Here is a 21,339-nt window from a genome sequence, read left to right as displayed (position 1 = left end):
ATCGACATGAGCACTCGCACGATCGGCATCGTGATGAACGGCATCACCGGCCGGATGGGTTATCGACAGCACCTCGTCCGGTCCATCCTCGCCATCCGCGACCAAGGTGGCGTCGAGCTCTCGGACGGCTCGCGCCTGCAGGTCGACCCGATCCTCGTCGGTCGCAACGCCGAGCGGGTCAAGGAGATCGCGGACCGCCACAACGTCCCGCGCTGGACGACCGACCTCACCGAAGCCCTTGCAGGGGACGACGAGGTCTACTTCGACGCGCAGCTCACGACGGTGCGCGAGGAGTCGATCCTGCAGGCCATCACCGCCGGCAAGGCGGTCTACACGGAGAAGCCGATCTCAGAGTCCCTCGAGGGTTCGCTGCGGCTGGCCCGCGCCGCGCGCGAGGCTGGGATCAAGGACGGGGTCGTCCACGACAAGCTCTACCTCCCCGGCCTGCTCAAGCTCAAGCGCCTCATCGACTCCGGCTTCTTCGGTCGCATCCTGTCGATCCGGGGCGAGTTCGGCTACTGGGTCTTCGAGGGCGACCAGCAGGCGGCTCAGCGGCCGAGCTGGAACTACCGCTCCGAGGACGGTGGGGGCATGACGACAGACATGTTCTGCCACTGGAACTACGTCCTGGAGAACCTCTTCGGCGAGGTGGAGTCAGTCATCGCCAGGACCGCCACCCACATTCCTGAACGCTGGGACGAGCAGGGACGCAAGTACACCGCGACGGCGGACGACGCGGCATACGGGATCTTCGAGCTTGAGGGCGGCGTCATCGCGCAGATCAACTCGTCCTGGGCCACGCGGGTCCACCGCGACGAGCTCGTCGAGTTCCATGTCGACGGCACCGAGGGCAGCGCTGTGGCCGGACTGCACAGATGCGTCGCCCAGCACCGCACTGCCACACCGAAGCCCGTGTGGAACCCCGACCTGGTCGAGGCGACCCGGTTCCGCGACCAGTGGTCGGAGGTGCCGGACAACGCCGAGTTCGACAACGGCTTCAAGGCACAGTGGGAGCAGTTCCTGCGGCACGTCGTGGGCGACGGCACCCACCCCTACGACTTCATGGCGGGTGCGCGGGGGGTGCGGCTGGCGCAGGCGGGCCTCGAGTCCTCGGCCACCGGGCGGCGGGTCGACCTGGGCCCGCTCGACCCGGACCAGTCGTGACCTCCCTGCGCCTGCCCACCGAGGCCGGTGGTCTGGCCCACCACGTCGTCACCTCGTCCGGCGGCTATCCCGCACCGCGTGGCGCGGCGAGCAGCCGGGTGGCCTTCGCCGCCGCCCACGTCGTCGTGGATCCGCTGGCGGACAACACCCCCGGCCAGCCGCCGGCCGTCGACTGGGAGTCGACTCTGGGCTTCCGGCAGCACCTGTTCTCCTACGGCCTCGGCCTGGCCGAGGCCATGGACACGGCCCAGCGCGGCATGGGGCTGGACTGGGCCACCGCGCAGGAGCTGATCCGTCGCTCCGCCAAGGAGGCCGACGCGGCGGGTGCCCGCATCGCCGCCGGAGCCGGCACCGACCAGCTCCCCGGGGCCGGCGGACCTCGAGACGGTCCGACGGGCCTACGTGGAGCAGGTGGCGTTCGTCGAGGCGGTCGGTGCCCAGCCGATCGTTATGGCGTCGCGCCACCTCGCGGCAGCCGCCCGCGGGACCGACGACTACTGGTTCGTCTACAACTCCGTGCTCAGCCAGGTGTCGCGTCCGGTGATCCTGCACTGGCTCGGGACGGCCTTCGACCCGGCGCTCGCGGGCTACTGGGGCAGCCACGACGTGGCCTCGGCCACGGACGCCTTCGTCGACCTCGTGAGGGCTCACGAGGGCCGGGTGGACGGGGTCAAGGTGTCGCTGCTCGACGCCGACCACGAGAAGGCCCTGCGGGCGCGCCTGCCCGAAGGAGTGCGCCTCTACACCGGCGACGACTTCAACTATCCCGAGCTCATCCGGGGCGACGGACAGCACCACAGCGACGCCCTCCTCGGCATCTTCGCAGCCATCGCCCCGGCGGCGAGCGAAGCACTGCACGCGCTCGACAGGGGCGACGACACGGCATACGAGGCTGCGTTCGGTCCCACGCTCCCGCTGGCCCGGCAGGTCTTCGCGGCGCCGACGTACTACTACAAGACCGGGGTGGCCTTCATCGCGTGGCTGTCGGGCTTCCAGCCCGGCTTCACGATGGTCGGTGGGCTGCAGAGTGCCCGCAGCATCACCCATCTCGCCGAGGTGTTCCGTCTCGTCGATGCGGCAAACCTGCTGCCCGACCCCGACCTCGCCGCCCACCGGATGCGGCTCCTGCTCGAGACGGCTGGGATCACCCCGTGAGCGGCCTCGAGCGACTGTCGCTCAACCAGAAGACCACGGACTCCTGGTCGCTCCGCGAGGCCATCGACGGCTGCGTGGCGGCCGGGCTGCCCTCCATCGGCGTGTGGCGAGAACCGTTGCAGGAGATGGGCGTCGACACTGCGGCAAAAGCCCTGTCCGACGCCGGTCTCAGGGTCTCGTCCCTGTGCCGTGGTGGGTTCCTCACCGGCATCGGCGACGAGGCGGGGAGCCTCGCGATCGCGGACAACACCGAAGCCATCAGGGAGGCCGCAGCCATCGGCGCAGAGTGCCTCGTCCTCGTCGTCGGCGGACTGCCGGCGGGGTCGCGGGACCTGCCCGGGGCCCGCGTTCGCGTCCGTGACCGGTTAGCACAGCTCGTCCCGATCGCCCGCGACCACGGAGTCCGTCTGGCGCTGGAGCCCATGCACCCGATCTTCACCGCCGACCGTGGCGTGCTCGCGACGTTGGGGGAGGCACTCGACCTCGCGGAGGCGCACGACGCAGCTGACGTCGGCGTCGTGGTCGACACCTTCCACGTCTGGTGGGACCCGCAGCTCGAGGCCCAGGTCGCCCGGGCGGCAGGACGCATCGCGAGCTTCCAGGTGTGCGACTGGATCACGCCGCTGCCAGCCGACACCCTGCTGTCCCGCGGGATGATGGGCGACGGCCACATCGACTTCCGACACATCGCGGGACTCGTCGGGGCGGCCGGCTACGACGGTGACGTCGAGGTCGAGATCTTCAACGCCGACGTGTGGGCGGCCGACCCGAGCCAGGTCGTCGCGACGATGTCGGCGCGCTACCTCGCTCACGTCGTGACGAGCTGACGATGCGGGTCGTCATGGCTCCGGACTCCTTCAAGGGGTCGCTCGACGCGTCGGCTGCTGCCGCTGCCCTCGGGGCCGGCTGGCGGAGAGCCCGACCCGACGACGACATCGTGCTTGTGCCGCTGGCTGACGGCGGCGAGGGGAGCACCGACGTCCTCCGGCGGATCCACGCCGACGCCGTGGAGCATGAGGTGGCCGTGTGTGGCCCGGACGACCGTCCGGTGGCATCAGGCTGGTTGACGATGCCCGACGGGACCGCCGTCGTCGAGCTGGCCCGCGCGAGCGGACTGCCCCTCATGCAACGGCTCGACCCGCTGGCGGCGCACACGAGGGGTCTGGGAGCAGTCCTGCGTGCAGTCGTCGCGCACCCCTCCACCCGCCGAGTGGTCGTGGCGATCGGCGGGTCCGCGTCCACCGACGGCGGGGCAGGGGCGCTGGCTGCCCTCGGTGCCCGCTGGCTCGACGTCGAGGGCCGTGAGCTCACCGGTGGCGGTGACCTCGTCCGCTGCGACCGGGTCGACACGTCCGGCCTGGTGACGCCCCCTGTCGGTGGCGTGCAGCTGCTCGTCGACGTCGAGGCGCCACTCCTCGGACCGCTGGGAGCGGCCCATCAGTTCGGTCCGCAGAAAGGTGCCGGTCCGACGGAGGTCGCGCGTCTCGAGTCGGCGATGGCGGCCGTGGACCGGGTATGCCGCCGCGCGGCACGTGCAGGACAGCGGAGTCCCGCCGTGCAGGCACTCACCCCGGGGGTGGGGGCAGCCGGCGGCACGGCCTACGGACTCGCCGCCCTCTGGGGCGCGACCCTGGTCGCCGGGGCACCGGAGCTGGCGCGCCTCGCCGGCCTGGACCGTGCCCTCACTGGTGCAGCGCTCGTCATCACCGGCGAGGGCCGCCTGGACGACCAGTCGATGCGGGGCAAGGTCGTGGGCCACGTGGCCCACCGAGCCCGCGCCCACGGCATACCGGCTCAGGCCTGTGTCGGCTCGGTCGTCGGCACAGCCGACCCGGCGCTCGACCGCTGCGAACAGCTCGTCGACCTCGCAGGAGGACTCGAGGCCACCCTGCGCGACCCCGCCCACTGGCTCGAGGTCGCGGGCGAGCGGCTGGCCCGGGACTGGACCTCACGACACACCTCACATCCAGGAGCAGCATGACAATCACGATGCAGACCCCCTCCACCCTCGAGCCCGCGCCGGCTCCGGGATCCCTCATGCGTGCGGAGATCGGTGAGCAGGCGGGAGTCGTCCGCTCGCTCCTGGGGACTCGGCGTGCGGTGGAGGCGATCACCGCGGAGCTGAGCCGTCGAGACGTGCGCTGCGTGCTCCTGGCGGCGCGGGGGAGCAGCGACCATGCCGCGCTCTACGCCAAGTACCTCGTCGAGACGGTCCTCGGCCTGCCGTGTGGGCTGGCGTCGATGTCGACGGTGACGGGTTATGCGGCCACACCGGACCTCAGCGGGGTCCTGTGGGTCGCGATCAGCCAGTCGGGTGGTTCGCCGGACCTCGTCGCGGCCACCGCAGCGGCAGGTGAGGCGGGTGCGCTGACCCTCGCCGTCACCAACGCGCCCTGCTCCGACCTCGCCGACGCCGCCGAGCTGCACCTCGACATCGCTGCCGGTCCGGAACGTTCGGTCGCGGCGACCAAGACCTACACGGCCGAGCTCATGGCCCTCTGGCTTCTCGTCGACTCGTGGGCCGGGCGCGATGGCTCCCTGACGGTGGGGCTGGCCGATGCGGTGCAGGCGGCGGCCGCGGTGGACGTCGACCACGTCGTCAACCGCTACCGCTATGCCGAACGCATCGTCACCACCGGGCGCGGCTTCTCCTACCCCACGGCCCGCGAGGCCGCTCTCAAGCTCATGGAGACCTGTCACGTCGCGGCAACCGCCTTCTCGGGCGCCGACCTGCTGCACGGACCTGTCGCCCACGTCGACGGCATGACTCCGGTGCTCGTCGTGTCGCCCGGTGGCGTCGGGCGTCAGCTGCTCCGACCGGTGCTCGAAGTCCTCGGGCGACACGGTGCGCAGGCCTGCCTGGTGGGCGACGCTCAGCTGGGGTCGGACCGCGACCTCCGTATCGGTGGGCCGGTCGTGCCCGAGGAGCTGTCCGCGATCGTGCAGATCGTCCCGCTCCAACGGCTCGCTCTGGAGCTCGCGCTCGCCCGAGGCCTCGACCCGGACAGCCCTCGAGGCCTGGCCAAGGTGACCCGTACGGTCTGACCGACCTGTCCAGCCCGCCAGCACCGGGCCGGGTCGATGCCGTCACGGTGCCGAGCTCAGAACAGCCGGCCCGGGATGCTCGGCAACCAGCGCGGCCGTTCGCGCCAGGATCCCCGACGGCGCCGCCCCCACCACCAGGTCCCCACGGCCACCAACGCCAGGCCGAGGACGGGGACCCCCCAGCGCCACAGCCGCTCCTGCCACAGGGCTGCCTGGTTCGTCACGGGCGTCCCCTTCAGCTCGTCGCCGGCGAAGGCGACACACGTCTCCCCGAAGTCGGACGACACCGACACCAGCTCATCGCCCTGCGCCGCAGGCATCATTGTCACCACCCCGTCGGTGATGACAGGGAGGTCCTCGCGCCACGCCGCTCGGCAGCCCCAGCCCTCCCAGCCGGCGAACGACCCCGGTACCCACTTCGATGCATCCAGCTTCTCCGTCAAGCGTGGGCATCCCCAGCTGCGCCCCGGTGCGAGGGTCGAACATCATCGCCTTCGTCTCCCGCTTGCCTGCCAGGGTCGCGTCGATCCCATCGCTGGCAGCCGTGACCTGCATCCGCGAACTGTCGGGCGACAGGGACGCTCGCACCTGGCCGCCCTCGCTGTCGTTGGAGTCGCTGGACCACGCCACGACGGCGCCCGTTGCGATCCAGGTGGGCTCGCCAATTGCCCAGGTGCGCACCTCCAGTCGGGAGGTGCCGGCGCCGAGGTCGACGAGAGCCAGAAGCGTGGTGTCGTCGAGCCAGCCGGCGAAGATCGGGACGAGCCCACCCTCGACGAGCGGCACGGGGATCGTGGAACCGTCGATGTCGACGACGAGGCCGGAATAGGTCGGGAAGCCCTGGTTGATGCTGCCGACGAAGGCGCGTCGTGAGTCGGGGGACCACCACGAGGGCTGGTCCGGTGGGGTCCAACCCCGGGCCAGGCGATTCTGCTCCGACGCCGAGGGCACGGACCGGCCCGTGACCAGGTCGACGAGGACCGGACCACGAGCCAGCCAGCGGCCGTCGGGAGAGAGCGAAGGATCGATGGCCGGCACCGACTCGCCGCCGGGCAGCGCAACCCGGGTGACCGTGCCGACGGGAGACACGGCATACACGGAGGAGGCGTTGCCCGCTCCGGGCACGACGGCCGCCGTGATGCCGGGTGCCCTCGTCTCGCGGATGAACGGGGGCTTGGAGATCACAGCCGGGTATGCCGTGAGCCGGACGGTGCCGTCGCCGTTGCGGACCGAGGGGAGGGCGTCCGTGGAGGTGGGCAGGGGCCAGACCAGTCCGGCGGCGAGCAACACGAGACCGGTCACGATGACCAGGGGCACGAACCTGCTGGCAAGACGACGCCGTCGGCCGTGCACCCACAACGCGTCCGGGTCCGGGAGGTCGACACCACGGTCGGCGCCGGCGGCGAGCTTCTCGCAGGGCGGTGGGCAGGTGGTCGGTGCTCATCGGACGAATTCCTCTCGGCCGAACGTGGCGGCCAGCTCGGGGGCGAGGTGGCGCAGGCGCTCGAGGGCGTGCCGGGTCTGCGACTTCACCGTGCTCACCGAGCAGTCGAGGACTCGAGCGGTGTCGACCTCCGTGCGGTCCTCGTAGAACCGGGCGACGAGCACGGCGCGCTGCCGTGGCGTGAGGCGCCGCAGAGCCTCGGCCAACGTCAGCCGGGTGTCGGCGAGGCCAGGGTGCGCGGCGCGCACGTCGGCGACCTCGGGGAGAGCGGCGCCGTCGACGGGGTCGGGCTGGCGCCGTCGCCAACGCCACGCATCGACCGAGCGGGTGTAGAGGATGCGGCGCACGTAGGCATCCGCCGTCGCGGGGTCGACCCGACTCCAATGCTGCGCGGCCCGGACCAACGTCTCCTGCACGAGGTCCTCGGCGTCGTGCCGGTCGCCCGTGAGGAGCGTGGCGGTGCGGAGCAGGGGAACCCAGCGCTCGCGCACGTAGGCGTCGAAGGCCTCCCGGTCGGCCATCCCACCTCCTCGCGATCTGTCTGACGGTCACGGAGTAGTACGCATCCGGACCCACCCGCGGGTGGATGCTGGGCCCCCGTCCACGTCCCAGCACCTGCAGCGTGCCGCATCTGGGGTGGGTCGGCGCGTGCGATCGCACCTCGAATCATGACGGCGATGCGGGATCAGGGCATGACGAAGCCCCGGCAGCGAACCTGCGGCCGGGGCTTCGTCGTGCTGGTTCGGGCGTCGAGGTCAGTCGGCGGCCTGGAGGGCCTTGACCTCGTCGCGGGCCGCGACCACGGCCAGGTGCTGGCGCGAGACGACCTCGCGGAAGCCGGCGCTGAGGTCCTGCTCGAGTGCCTTCTCGTACTCGGACACAGCGTGGTCCTCACCGGTCGAGGCGGCGCCGAGGACAGCGCCTGCGTCGTCGCCGGTGACGGCGTCCTTGAGGGCGATCCAGCAGCGGTGCAGGGCGGCGGTCGCGGTGCCGCTCTCGTCGACGTCGTCGCCGTACTCGTGACCGAGGGCGACGATCTCCTGGCGGAAGCTTCGCGCGCTGCTCGGACAGGCGCTGCATCAGCGACGCCCACTCGGGGCGGTCGCCGTCACGCAGCTTGTCCGCGGAGGCGGCGAAGCCCTTCTCACCGTCACGCAGGGTCTCGACGAGTTCCTTGGCGGCCTGTGCATCGTCCGACATGGGTTCTCCTTCGCATTGGGGGACGGACCCGGTGGGGCCCGACGTCGACGTTACGCGGGAGCGACGGCATACAGGGCGGGAGAGGGCACCTGACCTGCGTCGACGGCACCGGGAGCAACGGCGGGGACAACCCGGCATACGGTGGTGTCATGGACTACCGATACCTCGGCAACAGCGGACTCAAGATCAGCGAGATCACCTACGGCAACTGGCTCACGCACGGCTCACAGGTCGAGAACGACATGGCGACGCAGTGCGTCCGGGCGGCACTCGAGGCCGGCATCAGCACCTTCGACACCGCCGACGTCTACGCCAACACCAAGGCCGAGACCGTGCTCGGCGAGGCGCTCAAGGGCGAACGGCGCGAGGACCTCGAGATCTTCACGAAGGTCTACTGGCCCACCGGACCGGGCGGCAAGAACGACACCGGCCTCTCTCGCAAGCACGTCATGGAGTCCATCAACGGCTCACTCCAGCGGCTGCAGACCGACTACGTGGACCTCTACCAGGCCCACCGCTACGACACCGAGACGCCGCTCGAGGAGACGATGCAGGCCTTCGCCGACATCGTCCGGCAGGGCAAGGCGCTCTACATCGGGGTCAGCGAGTGGACAGCCGACCAGATCCGCGACGGCGTGGCCCTGAGCAAGGAGCTCGGCTTCCAGCTCATCTCGAGCCAGCCGCAGTACTCCATGCTGTGGCGGGTCATCGAGGACGAGGTCGTGCCCACGTCCAAGGAGCTCGGCGTGAGCCAGATCGTGTGGAGCCCCATCGCGCAGGGCGTGCTCACCGGCAAGTACGAGCCGGGTCAGGCGCCCCCGGAGGGATCGCGTGCGACGGACGAGAAGGGCGGCGCCGACATGATCAAGAGGTTCATGAACGACGACGTCCTCACCCGCGTCCAGGGGCTCAGGCCGATCGCCGACGAGGCCGGCCTCACCATGGCCCAGCTCGCCGTCGCCTGGGTGCTGCAGAACGACAACGTCGCCGCAGCCCTCGTCGGGGCCTCCCGCCCGGAGCAGGTCCACGAGAACGTCAAGGCGGCCGGCGTGCGACTCGAGCCCGCAGTCATGAAGCAGATCGACGACGTGCTCGGTGACGTCGTCGAGCGTGACCCGGCCAAGACGGCGGAGACCGCACCCCAGAAGCGGGTTGCCTGACCTCGGCGGACGCTCGGCCGACTTCGGTTGTCCTCGGCCGTCTCGGCCCACCGCGGCGGTGGCGGGCCCCACCTCGTCGATGGTGGGGCCCGCCCGCCCGTGGGCGACACTGTGCAGATGCGGATCACGGGCGCGCACGTCCTCCTCACCGGCGCGACCGGCACGATCGGCGCGGCCCTCGCGACCCGGCTCGCCGACCACGGAGCCCGGGTCACCCTGCTTGCGCGCACCCCGGAACCGCTCGAGGCCCTCGCCCACGCCACCGGCGGCTCGGCCTTCCCGACAGACCTCTGCGACCCGGCGAGCCTGCAGGGGCTCGTCGACAGGGTGGAGGCGCGGCACGGACCTGTCGACCTCCTCGTCAACAACGCGGGCGCCGAGGCCGCGGGGCTCCTGACCGACCTCACCGCCGCGGAGCTGCGCCGCACCATCGACCTCAACCTCACGGCGCCCCTTGAGCTGTGCCGACAGGTGCTGCCGGGCATGCTCGCCCGCGGCAGCGGGCACCTCGTCAACATCTCGTCCCTGGCCGGGGTCGCGACCTTCCCGGGACTGGCCCTCTATGGCGGGACCAAGGCCGGCCTGACCCATGCCACCTCGGGGCTGCGCGCCGACCTGCGCGGCGCTCCGGTCGGGACGCTGGCCGTCGAGATCGGCCCGGTCGTCTCCGAGATGATGGGCCGCATCGGTCGCCACGGACCCAGCGAGGCGGCCTTCGCCCGAGCGCTGCGGACCCGGCTCCTCACGCTGCTCGACCCCGACGACGTCGCCCGCAGGGTCGTGACCGCCGTCGAGCAGGGCCGCCCCCACCTGCGGCTGCCCAGGCGAGCGGCACCGATCGCCGCCGTGACCGGAGCGCCTCGGGCGCTGGCCCGGATCGCCCTCACCGGCATACCGGCTCGTCCTGTCCGGCAGCCCGTCCCGCGGCCTGTCCCGGAGCGACCCGAGACGCGGTCGGCCGGATGAGCCGGCGGCGCAACTCGACCCGCAACAAGATCGCGGTCGCCAGCTGGAGGCCTTCGCGCGACGGGCGCATCTACACCCGCATGGAGCTCGACGTGAGTGCGGTCCTCGCCTACGTCGACCGGGTGCGGTCCGAGTCGGGGGAGCGGGTCACCATCACGCACGTCGTCGGGGCAGCGCTGGGGCGAGCACTCCGGCAGGTGCCCGAGGTGCGCGCCCGCATCGTCATGGGCCGCCGCCTCGACCTTGACACCTGCGACGTCGGCTTCGCGGTCGACATCGAGGGCGGGTCGGACCTGGCCCCGGTCAAGGTGCTCGGCGTCGACCGGCTGAGCCCGCTCGAGGTGGCCCGCGCCGTGACGTCGGGAGCCGGTCAGCTCCGTGCCGGCAAGGACGTCGCCTACCGCCGCAGCTCCGGGATCGTCCGGCTGGCGCCGAGCTGGGCCGTGCGTCCCGCCCTGGGCGTCGCCAGCCTCGTCGCTGGTGGTCTGGGGCGAGGGGTGCTGGGCCAGCCCGGCTTCCCGCTCGGGACGGCCTTCGTCTCCAACGTCGGCTCGCTCGGGCTCGACGAGGCGTTCCTGGCTCCGCTGCCCTTCGCACGCACCCCGCTCTACCTCGCGATCGGGGCGATCCAGGACAAGGCGGTCGTCATCGATGGCGAGGTCGTGGTGCGGCCGGTCGTCGTGCTCGTGGCCACCGCCGACCACCGCATCGTCGACGGCGCGCACGCCGGGCAGCTGGCCGGCATCGTGCGCGACCTCCTGCTGCACCCCGACCGGCTCGACCCCGGCGGCCACGTCGACGCGATCGGCTCAGCCGACTCCTGACGGCGGCGCCGACGCGTTTGCGTGTTCGGCTGGACCGGGTGTCACACTGGCGTGGCCGCGGACGGTGACCCAGTCGTGCGCGGCCTGCTGATGCCCTGGGTCCGAACGGACGAGGAGGTGGTGGGCGAGTGCTGAACTCGACACTGCTCATGTCGTCGGCGCACTACTTCGGCAACGACCACAAGCTGAACCCGTACTACGAGGACGGCGCCACCGTCGACACGGCCAAGGCCGAGATCGAGCACAACGGCATCAAGGACGCCCTGCACCGCGCCGGCGCCGCGATCGTCACCGTCGAGGCTCCCCCGACGAGCCAGGACGGCGTCTACACCGCCAACTGGGCCCTCGTCCGCGGTGGCCGCGCGCTCATGGCGACGCTGCCGCCCTCGCGCCAGACCGAGGAGGCGTGGGCCCGCGACCGGCTCACCGAGCTCGGCTTCCAGATCGACGACCTCCCGACGCCGTGGCGCTTCAGTGGACAGGGCGATGCCCTCGTCTGTGGTGACCTCGTGTTCTGCGGTGCCGGTTATCGCTCGGACGAGGAAGCGCTGGAGTATGCCGCGCACCACTTCGGTCTCGAACGCATCCAGCTGCAGACCCTCCCGCAGCTCGACGAGGCCGGGCGGCCGGTCACCAACGTGGTGAGCGGATGGCCGGACAGCTACTGGTACGACATCGACCTGACGCTCGCCGTCCTGCGGGAGCCCGACTCGACGAGCAAGGGCCTCATCGCCTACTGCCCCGAGGCCTTCACGCCCGAGAGTCGCAAGCTTCCTGGCGGGCCTCGACATCGTCGACAAGATCGAGATCTCCGAGCTCGAGGCGCGCGAGTCCTTCGCGTGCAACCTCGTCTCCACCGGGACGACCGTCGTCATGAGTGACAGCGCTCCCCAGCTGCGCGCCGACGTCGAGAGCGCCGGGCTCTCGGTCATCACCCCCCACGTCGACGAGCTCGCCAAGGGTGGTGGCTACATCCGCTGCACCAGCCTCTGGATCTGAGAAGCCCGACCCGACGTCTCCCAGGTCATCCACCCCTGGTCCGGTGACTTTCCCACCCAAATCCCCCGAAACTCACGCGATTCGGCGTGTCCCGTGAGTTTCGGGGGAATTGGGTGAGTTACTCACGGGACTGTTGGGCGCGGGCGTGCCTCTCGTGAAGGCGCTCGCGGATCTCGTCGGGGGAGTAGGCCCTTCGCTGCCGCTCGTTGCGCGCGACGACGGCACCCGTCGCCACGACCGACGCGAGGCCGGCGAGCCCGAGGACCTTCCACCAGTTCGACTGCATGACCGCAGCGTATGCCGCAGTGATCACCGATCGGGAGCACCCGGCATACGCTGCCGTCATGCCTTCCTCGCACGGGACGTCCGCCGGCCTCTCGCTCGACGAGGCGGTCGACCTCACGCGTACGGGTGACGTCTGGATCTTCCGTGGCCGCTCGGTCGCCGACCGTGCCATCCAGACCGCGACGAACTCGCCGGTCAACCACGTCGGCATGGCCGTGGTCCTCGAGGACCTGCCGCCCCTGATGTGGCACGCCGAGCTGGGGAAGTCGCTGCAGGACCTGTGGACCGGCGACTTCCACCGTGGGGTCCAGCTCCACGACCTGCGGGCTGCCGTGACGCTCTGGCAGGAGAGGTACGAGCAACGAGCCTGGTTGCGCCAGCTGACGCCCGAGGTCGGTGAGGAGCACGAGGACGCCGCGCTGCGGTGCATCGCCCGACTCGACGGGGTGTCGTTCCCGTCGACGGGGCGGCTTGCCTGGCGGTGGCTCTCGGGTCGCGACGCCCACGTGTCACGGCGTGACCTCGAGCTCAAGGCGATGCGGCCCGAGGTGGCCTACTGCGCCGAGGTCGTGGCCCTGACCTACGAGGAGATGGGCCTGCTCACGCCGGATGCGCCGATGAACTGGTACGACCCGGGGCGGTTCTGGAGCGGCGACAACCTGCCGCTCGTGCCCGGATGGGAAGCTCGGGACCGAGATCGAGGTCGGCAGAGCGGACGCGATCTGACGAGTCGGCGGCTGCGTGACGAGTCGGCGGCCGCAGGCGGGCGACTCGTCACACGACCCCCGACTGGTGGTTGCGCTGATTCCGTCCCCGCTGGTTACCGAGCGGCAAGCGTGGGCTAGGCTCGGTATCAGGCACTAGCGGTATCGGGTAGTTTCCTGCTGCACTGTGCGGACAGACGACCTTTCCTCGAAGGGAAGCCCAACCATGGCGACCACGCCACCCTCGCTCGCCGACCGGGGCCAGCGCCTCGGTCTGCGGCTCATCGCCAAGGCCGGCGGACTCCCCGTCATGGCCGACCCCAAGGTGCGCGGCCGGGTCGAGAGACTGCTCAACCGCGGCGCCCACAACGGGTTCAAGGCCCAGGTCGCCGTCGGTCGCGCCTTCACGAAGTCCAGGGGCTCGGGCGCGGCGGCCCGTCCGGCCACGGTGAGGCGCAGCGGGGTCTTCGACCTCACGCCGACCGAGGACCAGCAGATGCTCCAGCAGGCCGCGAGCGACCTCGCCGACGAGGTGATCCGGCCGGCCGGCTCCCGCGCCGACACCGAGCGGGCCGTGCCCGACGAGGTCCGCGAGGCCATGGAGCAGATGGGCCTCGGGCTCGTCGGCGTGCCGGAGGAGCTCGGGGGCATCGCCGAGGAGCGCTCGGCGGTGACCGGCGTGCTCGTCCTCGAGCAGCTGGCCCGCGGTGACATGGGCATCGCCGTCGCGCAGATGGCGACCGCGGCAGTGGCCACCGCCCTCGCCCTCTACGGCGACGCCGACCAGCAGGCGACCTACCTGCCGCACTTCACCGGTGACGAGCCCGTGGCCGCGGCAGCGTTGGCCCTCCAGGAGCCACAGCCGCTCTTCGACCCGTTTGCCCTGACGACCACCGCTGTCGCACAGGGCGACTCGCTCGTGGTCAACGGCACCAAGGCCGTCGTGGCGGGCGCCGACAGGGCCGAGATCTTCGTCATCTCGGCGATGGTCGACGGTGAGGCGCGCCTGCTCGTCGTCGAGGCCGCGACGGACGGCCTCACCATCGAGGACGACCCGGCCATGGGGGTGCGGGCGGCCCGCACCGGCCGCGCGATCTTCACCGACGTCACCGTCCCCCGGTCCAACCTGCTCGGCACCGCCGACGACCACCGCGACGCCGTGCGCCGATCCCGCATCGCCTTGGCCGCAGCCGCCTGCGGCACCGCCAGGGCTGTGCTCGACCAGGTCACCACCTACGCCAAGGAGCGCAAGGCCTTCGGTGAGCCCATCGGGCAGCGCCAGGCCGTCGCCTTCATGATCGCCGACATCGCCGTCGAGCTCGACGGACTCCGGCTCGTCACCCTCAAGGCGGCGGCGCGCCTCGACGCCGGGACCGACGTCGCCCAGGTCGCCGCCGAGGCGCGCTCGCTCACGGCGACGCATGCAGCGCAGATCGGCTCGCACGCCGTGCAGATCCTCGGCGGACACGGCTTCGTCAAGGAGTTCGACAACGAGCGGTGGTACCGCGACCTCCGTGGAGCGGGTGTCCTCGAGGGCACCCTGCTCGTCTGACCGGCAATTCACAGACTCAGCCATCGAAGGACGACCCAGTGATCGATCTTGAGGTACCCCGGAAGTTCCGCCCGCTCGTCGAGCAGGCCCGCGGCATGGCCGAGGAGGTCTTCCGCCCCATCTCCCGCAAGTACGACCTCGCCGAGCACACCTACCCGCAGGAGCTCGACCTCATCTCCGCCGTTATCGACGGCATGGGCTCCTCCGGCGCCGGTCAGGGCGCCGGGGCGTCGCACACCACCCGCGCCGTCGACGACCAGGAAGGCGTCGTCGCCGCTGTCGGCTCCGGCCGCAACACGCGCAAGGACAACGGCGTCAAGAACGGCTCCAACCTCTCCTCGGTGCTCTCGATCCTCGAGACCTGCCGCGGCGACGTCGGGCTCACGCTCTCGATCCCGCGCCAGGGACTCGGCAACGCGGCCATCGCGGCCGTCGCCAACGAAGAACAGAAAGCAAGGTATGCCGGGCAGTGGGCAGCGATGGCCATCACCGAGCCGGAGACCGGCTCGGACTCCGGCGCCATCCGCACGACCGCCGTCAGGGACGGTGACGAGTACGTCCTCAACGGCGAGAAGATCTATGTCACCTCTGGCGAGCGCGCCGAGCTCGTCGTCGTCTGGGCGACGCTGGATCGGAGCCTGGGCAAGCAGGCGATCAAGTCGTTCGTCGTGCGCCGCGACAACCCCGGCCTCAAGCTCGTGCGCCTCGAGCACAAGCTCGGCATCCGAGCCTCCGACACCGCCGCATTCCACCTCGACGACTGCCGCGTCCCTGCCGAGGACCTGCTCGGCGACCCGGAGATCAAGACCGCAGGCGGCTTCGGTGGCGCCATGCAGACCTTTGACAACACCCGTCCGCTCGTCGCCGGGATGGCCCTCGGCCTGACCCGTGGCTGCCTCGACACGACGACCGAGCTCCTCGCGGGGGCCGGGGTCACCGTCGAATGGGACCGGCCGGCACACGTGCAGCCGTACGCCGCGGCGCGGCTGATCCAGATGGAGGCCGAGTACGAGGCAGCGCACGCCCTCACCCTGCGTGCCGCGTGGATGGCGGACAACGGCAAGCCGAACTCCATGGAGGCCTCGATGGCCAAGGCCAAGGCGGGGCGCACCTGCGTCGACGTCGCCCTGGCCTGTGTCGAGCTCGCCGGCGCGACCGGCTACAGCGAGCGCGAGCTGCTCGAGAAGTGGGCCCGCGACGCCAAGATCCTCGACATCTTCGAGGGCACCCAGCAGATCCAGCTGCTCGTCATTGCCCGTCGCCTGCTCGGGATGAGCTCGAGCCAGCTCAAGTAGGACCGGTCAGTCGCGGGTGCGCTGGCGCTGGCGTCGGACCCACGGGAGGCCCACCGCGAGCGTCGCGAGGGCGAGGACCACCGCCGCGGCGAGGAGCCCGCACAGCACGGCGAACCCGACCTTGATGATGCCCTCCCACACGAGGTGGTCGTAGGCGAGGTCGGGTTCGTTCTGCGTGCCGACCCAGAAGCCCAGGACGAAGCCGAGCGCGGCGCAGACCATCAGCCCCAACGAGACGCCGGCACCCTTGGCGACCTGGGTCGCGTCGATCGGAGCGCCCTGCTCCTCTGCCTCGTCGACCCGGTGGGCGAACGTCTCGAAGACGTCCGGCATCGGCTTGGAGGGGCGACGCTTGGGCATGCGGGGAAGCATATGCCTGCACCACGACGCCTATGGTGTTCGCAGCGCGTGCCGGGGAAACCGGGCGCGTGGTCCGCCCCGACAGTGAGGTGCTGGTCATGGAAGTCAACGGTCTCCCGGCTCACGTTCTCGTCGTGCACGCAGCGGTGGTCCTCACTCCGTTGGCGGCCATCGCGGCCATCGTCTTCGCGGCGATGCCCAGGTGGCGCTACCTCTCCCGTTGGCCGACCGTCGTGCTGGCCGTCGTCGCGACCGTGGTGACCTGGTCTGCACGCCTCAGCGGTGACGACTTCTTCGAGTCGCGATTTGCTGCTCTGCCCGCCGACAACCCGGTGCGCGCCGGCATCCTGGAGCACCAGGAACTCGGCGAGACGCTGTCCCTCGTCACCATCGGCTTCCTCGTGGTGTCGGTCCTGGGGGTCGCCCTCCTCGGAGGGCCATCGGGCCTGGTCAGCGGCCGGGGAGCCAAGGCGCGTGCCCGGGCGTGGGTCGAGCTCGCCCTGCCCGTCCTGATCGTCGTCGCCTCCGTCGCGACCCTGGTCTACGTGGTCCTCACCGGTGACGCCGGAGCGCGAGCGACCTGGGAGCAGCCGTCGGGCTGACCAAGGCGAATCTGGTCATTCGCGACCGTGTCCATCGGCTCCCTCGGGGGATACGTTGACCAGTGGTGCGCAATGGGGCGCACCACAGGCACGAGGAGGAACACATGCGACGATCTCGCATCGTGGCTCTGACCGGGACGGCGGCACTTCTGGCCGCCATCGCCGGGTCGGCCACCGCCACCGCTGTCCCCAACGTCGTGGCAGCGCCGGCCGCGACCGCGTCGGGCACCGCAAGCTACGTCGTCCTGGTCGACGCCGGGAGAGACGCCAAGGCCGTCGCAGCCTCGCTGCGCAAGGCAGGTGGCACGGTCACATCGGTCAACACCCGGATCGGTCTCGTCACCGTCCAAGGGTCCAGTGGTCTGCTTGCCAAGGCTCGCGGCCTCGCCGGCGTCAAGGGTGCCGCGAAGGAGCGCTCCATCGGGACCGCGCCCACGCGCGCCAAGGGTCCGGACCCCATCGAGAAGGAGCACGTCTTCGACAAGACGCGCGCCAACGGCACCTACAAGTCGACGCCACCGCCCCCGCCCGGTGCAGATCCGCTCGACGGCCACCTCTGGGGTCTCGAGATGGTGAACGCCTTCGAGGCACGCGCCACGGAGAAGGGTGACAAGGTCCGAGTCGGCGTCCTCGACACCGGCGTCGACGGCACCCACCTCGACCTCGCGCCGAACTTCGACGCGGCCCTGTCGCGCAACTTCACGACCGACATGCCGGACATCGACGGACCCTGCGACACGGCGGACTGCACCGACGACGCCGACGTCGACCAGAACGGCCACGGCACGCACGTCGCCGGCACGATCGGCGCCGCGCTCAACGGGTTCGGCCTCTCCGGCATTGCTCCCGACGTCGACATCGTCAACATCCGCGGCGGCCAGGACAGCGGCTACTTCTTCCTCGGCCCGGTCACGAACGCCCTTACCTACGCCGGTGACACGGGGCTCGACGTGGTCAACATGTCCTTCTACGTCGACCCGTGGCTCTACAACTGCGCCGGTGGTGCGCCGGAGGACAGCCCGGAGGAGGCGGCCGAGCAGGACGTCATCATCGAGGCGATGAGCCGCGCGCTCGATTACGCCAACTCCAAGAACGTCACGCTCGTCGGTGCTCTCGGTAACAACCACGAGGACCTGAGCAACCCGCGCACCGACCTCACCAGCCCGGACTACCCCGGTGGGACCGAGCACCCGCGCACCATCGACAACGACACCTGCTGGGATCTGCCCGTCGAGGGCCCGCACGTCATCGGGGTCTCGGCGCTCGGCCCGTCGGGCGAGAAGGCCGACTACTCGAACTACGCCACGGACCTGACCTCGGGTGAGATCGAGGTGTCCGCACCGGGCGGTTGGTACCGCGACGGCATCGGCACCGACACCTTCATGACCAACGGCAACCTCATCCTGTCGTCGGCCTCGCTCGCCTCGCTCCGGGAGACCGGTGAGGTGGACAAGAACGGCAACATCACCAAGCCGGGCCGCGACGCCGGCGTCATCAAGCAGTGCACCGGTGTGCGCCAGCCCGACCAGAAGGCCACGTGCTCCTACTACGCGTGGTTCCAGGGCACGTCGATGGCCTCCCCGCATGCTGCTGGTGTCGCCGCGCTCGCGGTCGGCGCCCACGGCACGGGTGCATCCACCAGCACCTTCACCCTGGCTCCGGCAACGACGAAGTCGCTCCTCATGGACAGCGCCACCGACCACGCCTGCCCGGCGGGTGGCGTCCGGTCCTATGAGCCCGAGGGTCGCAGCGCCGAGTTCACGGCTCGCTGCGTGGGCACGACGGACTTCAACTCCTTCTACGGCGACGGCATCGTCAACGCCGCGGGAGTCGTCCAGTAGCCCTCCGGTCCAGACCAGATCAATCCGGTATGCCGCCCGCTCCAGTGAGCGGGCGGCATACCGCTGTCTGTGGCGGGCTCGGTTGACAGGTGTCGGGTCGCGAGGTGGGTGTCGGTCCTCGGTCGTAGGCTCACGGAGCATGGCGTCAGTTGAGCGACCGCTGGTCCCGGTCGAGTGGATCGAACGGATCTCGCAGATACTCAGCGCTTTCCCGGAGGTGCACGAGCACGACGCCTGGATCGGGATGGCGTGGAAGGTGCGCTCCGCCACCGTCGCGCACATCTTCGGTGGCGAGGACCAGCTGTTCCGCATCACGTTCCGGGCCGAGCCCGATGAGGTCGTCGCCTTCGAACACATGGGCGCGCCCTACTTCAGGGCGAGCTGGGGCGGCAACGTCGTCGGGCTGCTCGTCGACGACGACACCGACTGGGAGGAGCTGGCCGAGCTGCTCACCGACTCCTACTGCATCCAGGCGCCGCCCACCCTCGCCGAGCAGGTCCCGCGCCCGACCTGAGCTCGTCGAGATCGGGCGACACGCGGGTGCCCGACGCGGGAGCCGCGCGTGTTGCCCGATCTCGACGAGGTCACGCGACGAGGGCCCAGCCGAGCCAGGCTGCGCCGAGGCCCAGCACCAGGTGCAGCGCGGTGGTGGCCAGTGCGTGTCGGCCCCGCCGTTCGATGAGGGAGTCCCACACCTCGAGGGCGAGCGTCGACATCGTCGTGAGCGCACCGCAGAAGCCGACGCCCACGAGCGCCATCGTGCTGCCTTCGACTCCGCCGCCGGCAAGCAGTCCCAGCACGAGCGAACCCACGACGTTGACCACGAGAGTGCCCGCGTGCGTTGTGGCGCCGCGCTCCCGCAGACCCTGGGTCACGGCATGCCGAAGCGGTGCACCGATGGCCGCACCCAGCGCGACGAGCAGCCAGGACGTCAAGGTTGCCGCCGCCACATTGTCTGTGCCACAACAGTTCCGACACCGACCGCGCCGACACATGCTGCCAGGGTGACGACGACGTATGCCGCGGCGAGACCGCCGCTCCCCGCGTCGGCCAGCGCGATCGTGTCGACCGCGAACGCCGAGTAGGTGCTGAACCCGCCGAGGAAGCCGGTCATGAGCAACGGCCGCACCCACTCGGCCGCGTGCCGCCAGTGGGCCCACCCCGCCAGGACCCCGATGAGCAGCGAGGCGGACACGTTGACCGCAAACGTCGCCCACGGCCAACCGCCGCTCACGTGCGGCACCGCGGTGCCCACGGCATACCGGCTGATCGCCCCGAGGGCGCCACCCAGGGCGACCAGTGCGAGGTCACGCGACCGAGGCGCCACGGGTCAGCGGCGGATGGTCTCGAGGTACTCCGCGATGCGACCGATGGCCTCCGTGAGCACCTCGGTGTCGGGCAGGGTGACCAGACGGAAGTGGTCGGGCTCGAACCAGTTGAACCCGGTGCCGTGCGTCACGAGGATCTTCTTGGCACGGAGCAGGTCGATGACGAACTGCTGGTCGTCCTCGATGGGATACATCTCGCGGTCCAGCTTCGGGAAGCAGTAGAGCGCGCCGTGGGGTTCGACGCAGGAGACGCCCGGGATCTCGTTGAGCAGCCGGTTCGCGAGCTTGATCTGCTCGAAGAAGCGACCGCCGGGGACGGTGAGCTCGTTGATCGACTGGTAGCCGCCGAGCGCCGTCTGGATCGCATGCTGCGCAGGCACATTGGCGCACATGCGCATGTTGGCCAGCAGCGTCAGGCCCTCGAGGAAGTCCTCGGCGAGGTGCTTGGGCCCCGACACCATGACCCAGCCGGCGCGGTAGCCGCAGACCCGGTAGGCCTTGGACAGACCGCTGAAGGTGAGGCAGAGGACGTCGTCCTCCGCAAAGGTCGCGACGTGGTGGTGGACCGGAGTCACGGCCGAGTCGAGGCCGTCGGCGTAGATGATCTTCTCGTAGATCTCGTCGGCCATGAGGACGAGCTGGTGGCGACGGGCGATGTCGACGAGCCCCCTGACGATCTCCTCGCTGTAGACCGCGCCCGTCGGGTTGTTGGGGTTGATGACGACGAGCGCGTGCGTGTTGGGCGTGATCTTGGACTCGATGTCGTCGAGGTCGGGGTTCCAGCCGTTGCTCTCGTCACAGCGGTAGTGCACGGGCGTCCCACCGGACAGCGACACCGCGCCGGTCCACAGCGGGTAGTCCGGCGCCGGGATGAGGATCTCGTTGCCGTCGTCGACGAACGCCTGGAGCACCATGGAGATGAGCTCGGAGACGCCGTTGCCGATGTAGACGTCGTCGACGACCGTGCCGGTGAGACCGCGCGCCTGGTAGTACTGCGCGACGGCGGTGCGAGCGCTGTAGATGCCGCGCGAGTCCGAGTAGCCCTGTGCCTCGGGCAGGTTGTGGATGATGTCGGCGACGATCGCCTCGGGCGCCTCGAAGCCGAACGGCGCCGTGTTGCCGATGTTGAGCTTGAGGATCTTGTGGCCCTCGGCCTCGAGCCGCTGGGCCTCGACGAGGATCGGTCCCCTCACGTCGTAGCGGACGTGCTGCAGCTTCTTGCTCTGGACGATCGGGCGCATGGACGCATGCTGTCAGACGGGGTATGCCGCCCGCTCACCCGTTTCGTCCGACGTGCGGCAGCCTGCGGTCCGGTCGTCGACCGAGGCCCGCCTCAGGGAGCCCCGGCGAGACTGTCGGGGACGTCGGTGGGCCGACGGGCCGGGCGGTCCGTCCACGCCCTCGCGGGCGAAGGC

Annotated in this window: 24 protein-coding genes and 1 pseudogene; 16 read left to right on the top strand and 9 right to left on the bottom strand. The window is 70.7% G+C overall.

Annotation, left to right across the window (positions count from 1 at the left end; all coding sequences use genetic code 11):
* The first annotated feature begins 6 nt into the window (after positions 1–6).
* The 5 genes and pseudogenes from ACZZ98_RS06465 to ACZZ98_RS06445 all read left to right on the top strand — a co-directional run bounded on the left by ACZZ98_RS06465 (position 7) and on the right by ACZZ98_RS06445 (position 5,364).
* Entirely contained in the window at positions 7–1,164 is a 1,158-nt protein-coding gene (locus ACZZ98_RS06465) for a Gfo/Idh/MocA family protein (RefSeq protein ID WP_463515468.1), read from the top strand.
* Positions 1,161–2,319, top strand: a pseudogene (locus ACZZ98_RS06460) (dihydrodipicolinate synthase family protein). The gene ACZZ98_RS06465 and the pseudogene ACZZ98_RS06460 overlap by 4 nt, the downstream one beginning before the upstream one ends.
* The gene (locus ACZZ98_RS06455) at positions 2,316–3,146 is read left to right on the top strand and encodes a sugar phosphate isomerase/epimerase family protein (RefSeq protein WP_463515467.1); all 831 of its coding nucleotides are present in this window, start codon (positions 2,316–2,318) and stop codon (positions 3,144–3,146) included. The pseudogene ACZZ98_RS06460 and the gene ACZZ98_RS06455 overlap by 4 nt, the downstream one beginning before the upstream one ends.
* Positions 3,147–3,148: 2 nt before the next feature.
* Complete coding sequence (locus ACZZ98_RS06450; protein WP_463515466.1) at positions 3,149–4,300, top strand: glycerate kinase; 1,152 nt, start codon at positions 3,149–3,151, stop codon at positions 4,298–4,300.
* On the top strand, positions 4,297–5,364 hold the full coding sequence (locus ACZZ98_RS06445) for an SIS domain-containing protein (protein WP_463515465.1): 1,068 nt from the start codon (positions 4,297–4,299) through the stop codon (positions 5,362–5,364). Before ACZZ98_RS06450 ends, ACZZ98_RS06445 begins: the two co-directional genes overlap by 4 nt.
* 56 nt (positions 5,365–5,420) lie before the next feature.
* Here ACZZ98_RS06445 and ACZZ98_RS06440 read toward each other — a convergent pair whose 3' ends face one another.
* From ACZZ98_RS06440 to ACZZ98_RS06425, 4 genes are all read right to left on the bottom strand, one after another.
* The gene (locus ACZZ98_RS06440) at positions 5,421–5,651 is read right to left on the bottom strand and encodes a hypothetical protein (RefSeq protein ID WP_463515464.1); all 231 of its coding nucleotides are present in this window, start codon (positions 5,649–5,651) and stop codon (positions 5,421–5,423) included.
* Between the two features lie 10 nt (positions 5,652–5,661).
* Positions 5,662–6,681 carry a TolB family protein gene (locus ACZZ98_RS06435; RefSeq protein ID WP_463515463.1) on the bottom strand — a complete coding sequence of 340 codons (1,020 nt, stop codon included), beginning with the start codon at positions 6,679–6,681 and terminating at the stop codon, positions 5,662–5,664.
* A 123-nt stretch (positions 6,682–6,804) separates the two neighbouring features.
* Positions 6,805–7,329, bottom strand: coding sequence for a SigE family RNA polymerase sigma factor (locus tag ACZZ98_RS06430; RefSeq protein ID WP_463515462.1), 525 nt, complete (start codon positions 7,327–7,329; stop codon positions 6,805–6,807).
* 234 nt (positions 7,330–7,563) lie between these two features.
* Positions 7,564–7,845 carry a PA2169 family four-helix-bundle protein gene (locus ACZZ98_RS06425; protein WP_463517734.1) on the bottom strand — a complete coding sequence of 94 codons (282 nt, stop codon included), beginning with the start codon at positions 7,843–7,845 and terminating at the stop codon, positions 7,564–7,566.
* Positions 7,846–8,157: 312 nt separating this feature from the next.
* Between ACZZ98_RS06425 and ACZZ98_RS06420 the strand changes: the two genes are divergently transcribed.
* The 5 genes from ACZZ98_RS06420 to ACZZ98_RS06400 all read left to right on the top strand — a co-directional run bounded on the left by ACZZ98_RS06420 (position 8,158) and on the right by ACZZ98_RS06400 (position 11,957).
* Positions 8,158–9,168, top strand: a complete 1,011-nt coding sequence (locus ACZZ98_RS06420; RefSeq protein ID WP_463515461.1) for an aldo/keto reductase family protein — start codon at positions 8,158–8,160, stop codon at positions 9,166–9,168.
* Positions 9,169–9,285: 117 nt separating this feature from the next.
* Complete coding sequence (locus tag ACZZ98_RS06415; protein ID WP_463515460.1) at positions 9,286–10,134, top strand: SDR family NAD(P)-dependent oxidoreductase; 849 nt, start codon at positions 9,286–9,288, stop codon at positions 10,132–10,134.
* Positions 10,131–10,958 (top strand): 2-oxo acid dehydrogenase subunit E2, encoded by an 828-nt coding sequence (locus tag ACZZ98_RS06410; RefSeq protein WP_463515459.1) that lies wholly within the window; start codon positions 10,131–10,133, stop codon positions 10,956–10,958. Before ACZZ98_RS06415 ends, ACZZ98_RS06410 begins: the two co-directional genes overlap by 4 nt.
* 128 nt (positions 10,959–11,086) lie before the next feature.
* Positions 11,087–11,839: a hypothetical protein gene (locus ACZZ98_RS06405; RefSeq protein ID WP_463515458.1), complete on the top strand. Its 753-nt coding sequence runs from the start codon at positions 11,087–11,089 to the stop codon at positions 11,837–11,839.
* Positions 11,832–11,957 carry a hypothetical protein gene (locus ACZZ98_RS06400; RefSeq protein WP_463515457.1) on the top strand — a complete coding sequence of 42 codons (126 nt, stop codon included), beginning with the start codon at positions 11,832–11,834 and terminating at the stop codon, positions 11,955–11,957. The genes ACZZ98_RS06405 and ACZZ98_RS06400 overlap by 8 nt, the downstream gene beginning before the upstream one ends.
* A 118-nt stretch (positions 11,958–12,075) precedes the next feature.
* On the opposite strand, the gene ACZZ98_RS06395 is transcribed toward ACZZ98_RS06400, so the two are convergent.
* A complete protein-coding gene (locus tag ACZZ98_RS06395; RefSeq protein ID WP_463515456.1) occupies positions 12,076–12,243 on the bottom strand; it encodes a hypothetical protein in 168 nt (55 codons plus the stop codon).
* A 58-nt stretch (positions 12,244–12,301) separates the two neighbouring features.
* Between ACZZ98_RS06395 and ACZZ98_RS06390 the strand changes: the two genes are divergently transcribed.
* The 3 genes from ACZZ98_RS06390 to ACZZ98_RS06380 all read left to right on the top strand — a co-directional run bounded on the left by ACZZ98_RS06390 (position 12,302) and on the right by ACZZ98_RS06380 (position 15,793).
* On the top strand, positions 12,302–13,087 hold the full coding sequence (locus tag ACZZ98_RS06390) for a hypothetical protein (RefSeq protein WP_463515455.1): 786 nt from the start codon (positions 12,302–12,304) through the stop codon (positions 13,085–13,087).
* Between the two features lie 85 nt (positions 13,088–13,172).
* Positions 13,173–14,498, top strand: a complete 1,326-nt coding sequence (locus ACZZ98_RS06385) for an acyl-CoA dehydrogenase family protein (protein WP_463515454.1) — start codon at positions 13,173–13,175, stop codon at positions 14,496–14,498.
* A 38-nt stretch (positions 14,499–14,536) separates the two neighbouring features.
* Positions 14,537–15,793 (top strand): acyl-CoA dehydrogenase family protein, encoded by a 1,257-nt coding sequence (locus ACZZ98_RS06380; RefSeq protein ID WP_463515453.1) that lies wholly within the window; start codon positions 14,537–14,539, stop codon positions 15,791–15,793.
* Between the two features lie 6 nt (positions 15,794–15,799).
* Here ACZZ98_RS06380 and ACZZ98_RS06375 read toward each other — a convergent pair whose 3' ends face one another.
* On the bottom strand, positions 15,800–16,153 hold the full coding sequence (locus ACZZ98_RS06375) for a hypothetical protein (protein ID WP_463515452.1): 354 nt from the start codon (positions 16,151–16,153) through the stop codon (positions 15,800–15,802).
* Between the two features lie 98 nt (positions 16,154–16,251).
* Between ACZZ98_RS06375 and ACZZ98_RS06370 the strand changes: the two genes are divergently transcribed.
* From ACZZ98_RS06370 to ACZZ98_RS06360, 3 genes are all read left to right on the top strand, one after another.
* Positions 16,252–16,755 carry a hypothetical protein gene (locus tag ACZZ98_RS06370; protein WP_463515451.1) on the top strand — a complete coding sequence of 168 codons (504 nt, stop codon included), beginning with the start codon at positions 16,252–16,254 and terminating at the stop codon, positions 16,753–16,755.
* A 104-nt stretch (positions 16,756–16,859) separates the two neighbouring features.
* Positions 16,860–18,596: a S8 family serine peptidase gene (locus tag ACZZ98_RS06365; protein WP_463515450.1), complete on the top strand. Its 1,737-nt coding sequence runs from the start codon at positions 16,860–16,862 to the stop codon at positions 18,594–18,596.
* Positions 18,597–18,735: 139 nt separating this feature from the next.
* Positions 18,736–19,110 (top strand): MmcQ/YjbR family DNA-binding protein, encoded by a 375-nt coding sequence (locus ACZZ98_RS06360; RefSeq protein WP_463515449.1) that lies wholly within the window; start codon positions 18,736–18,738, stop codon positions 19,108–19,110.
* Positions 19,111–19,180: 70 nt separating this feature from the next.
* Here the strand turns inward: ACZZ98_RS06360 and ACZZ98_RS06355 are convergent, their stop codons facing one another.
* From ACZZ98_RS06355 to ACZZ98_RS06345, 3 genes are read right to left on the bottom strand one after another with little or no spacing between them, the layout of a single operon-like run.
* Complete coding sequence (locus ACZZ98_RS06355) at positions 19,181–19,531, bottom strand: fluoride efflux transporter FluC (protein ID WP_463515448.1); 351 nt, start codon at positions 19,529–19,531, stop codon at positions 19,181–19,183.
* Positions 19,528–19,923, bottom strand: a complete 396-nt coding sequence (locus ACZZ98_RS06350) for a FluC/FEX family fluoride channel (RefSeq protein ID WP_463515447.1) — start codon at positions 19,921–19,923, stop codon at positions 19,528–19,530. The genes ACZZ98_RS06355 and ACZZ98_RS06350 overlap by 4 nt, the downstream gene beginning before the upstream one ends.
* A 3-nt stretch (positions 19,924–19,926) precedes the next feature.
* Positions 19,927–21,165: a pyridoxal phosphate-dependent aminotransferase gene (locus ACZZ98_RS06345; protein ID WP_463515446.1), complete on the bottom strand. Its 1,239-nt coding sequence runs from the start codon at positions 21,163–21,165 to the stop codon at positions 19,927–19,929.
* Positions 21,166–21,339: the final 174 nt, after the last annotated feature.

It is taken from the genome of Knoellia sp. AC549, from assembly GCF_979258975.1.
This window is presented reverse-complemented; position numbering and strand designations above follow the sequence as displayed.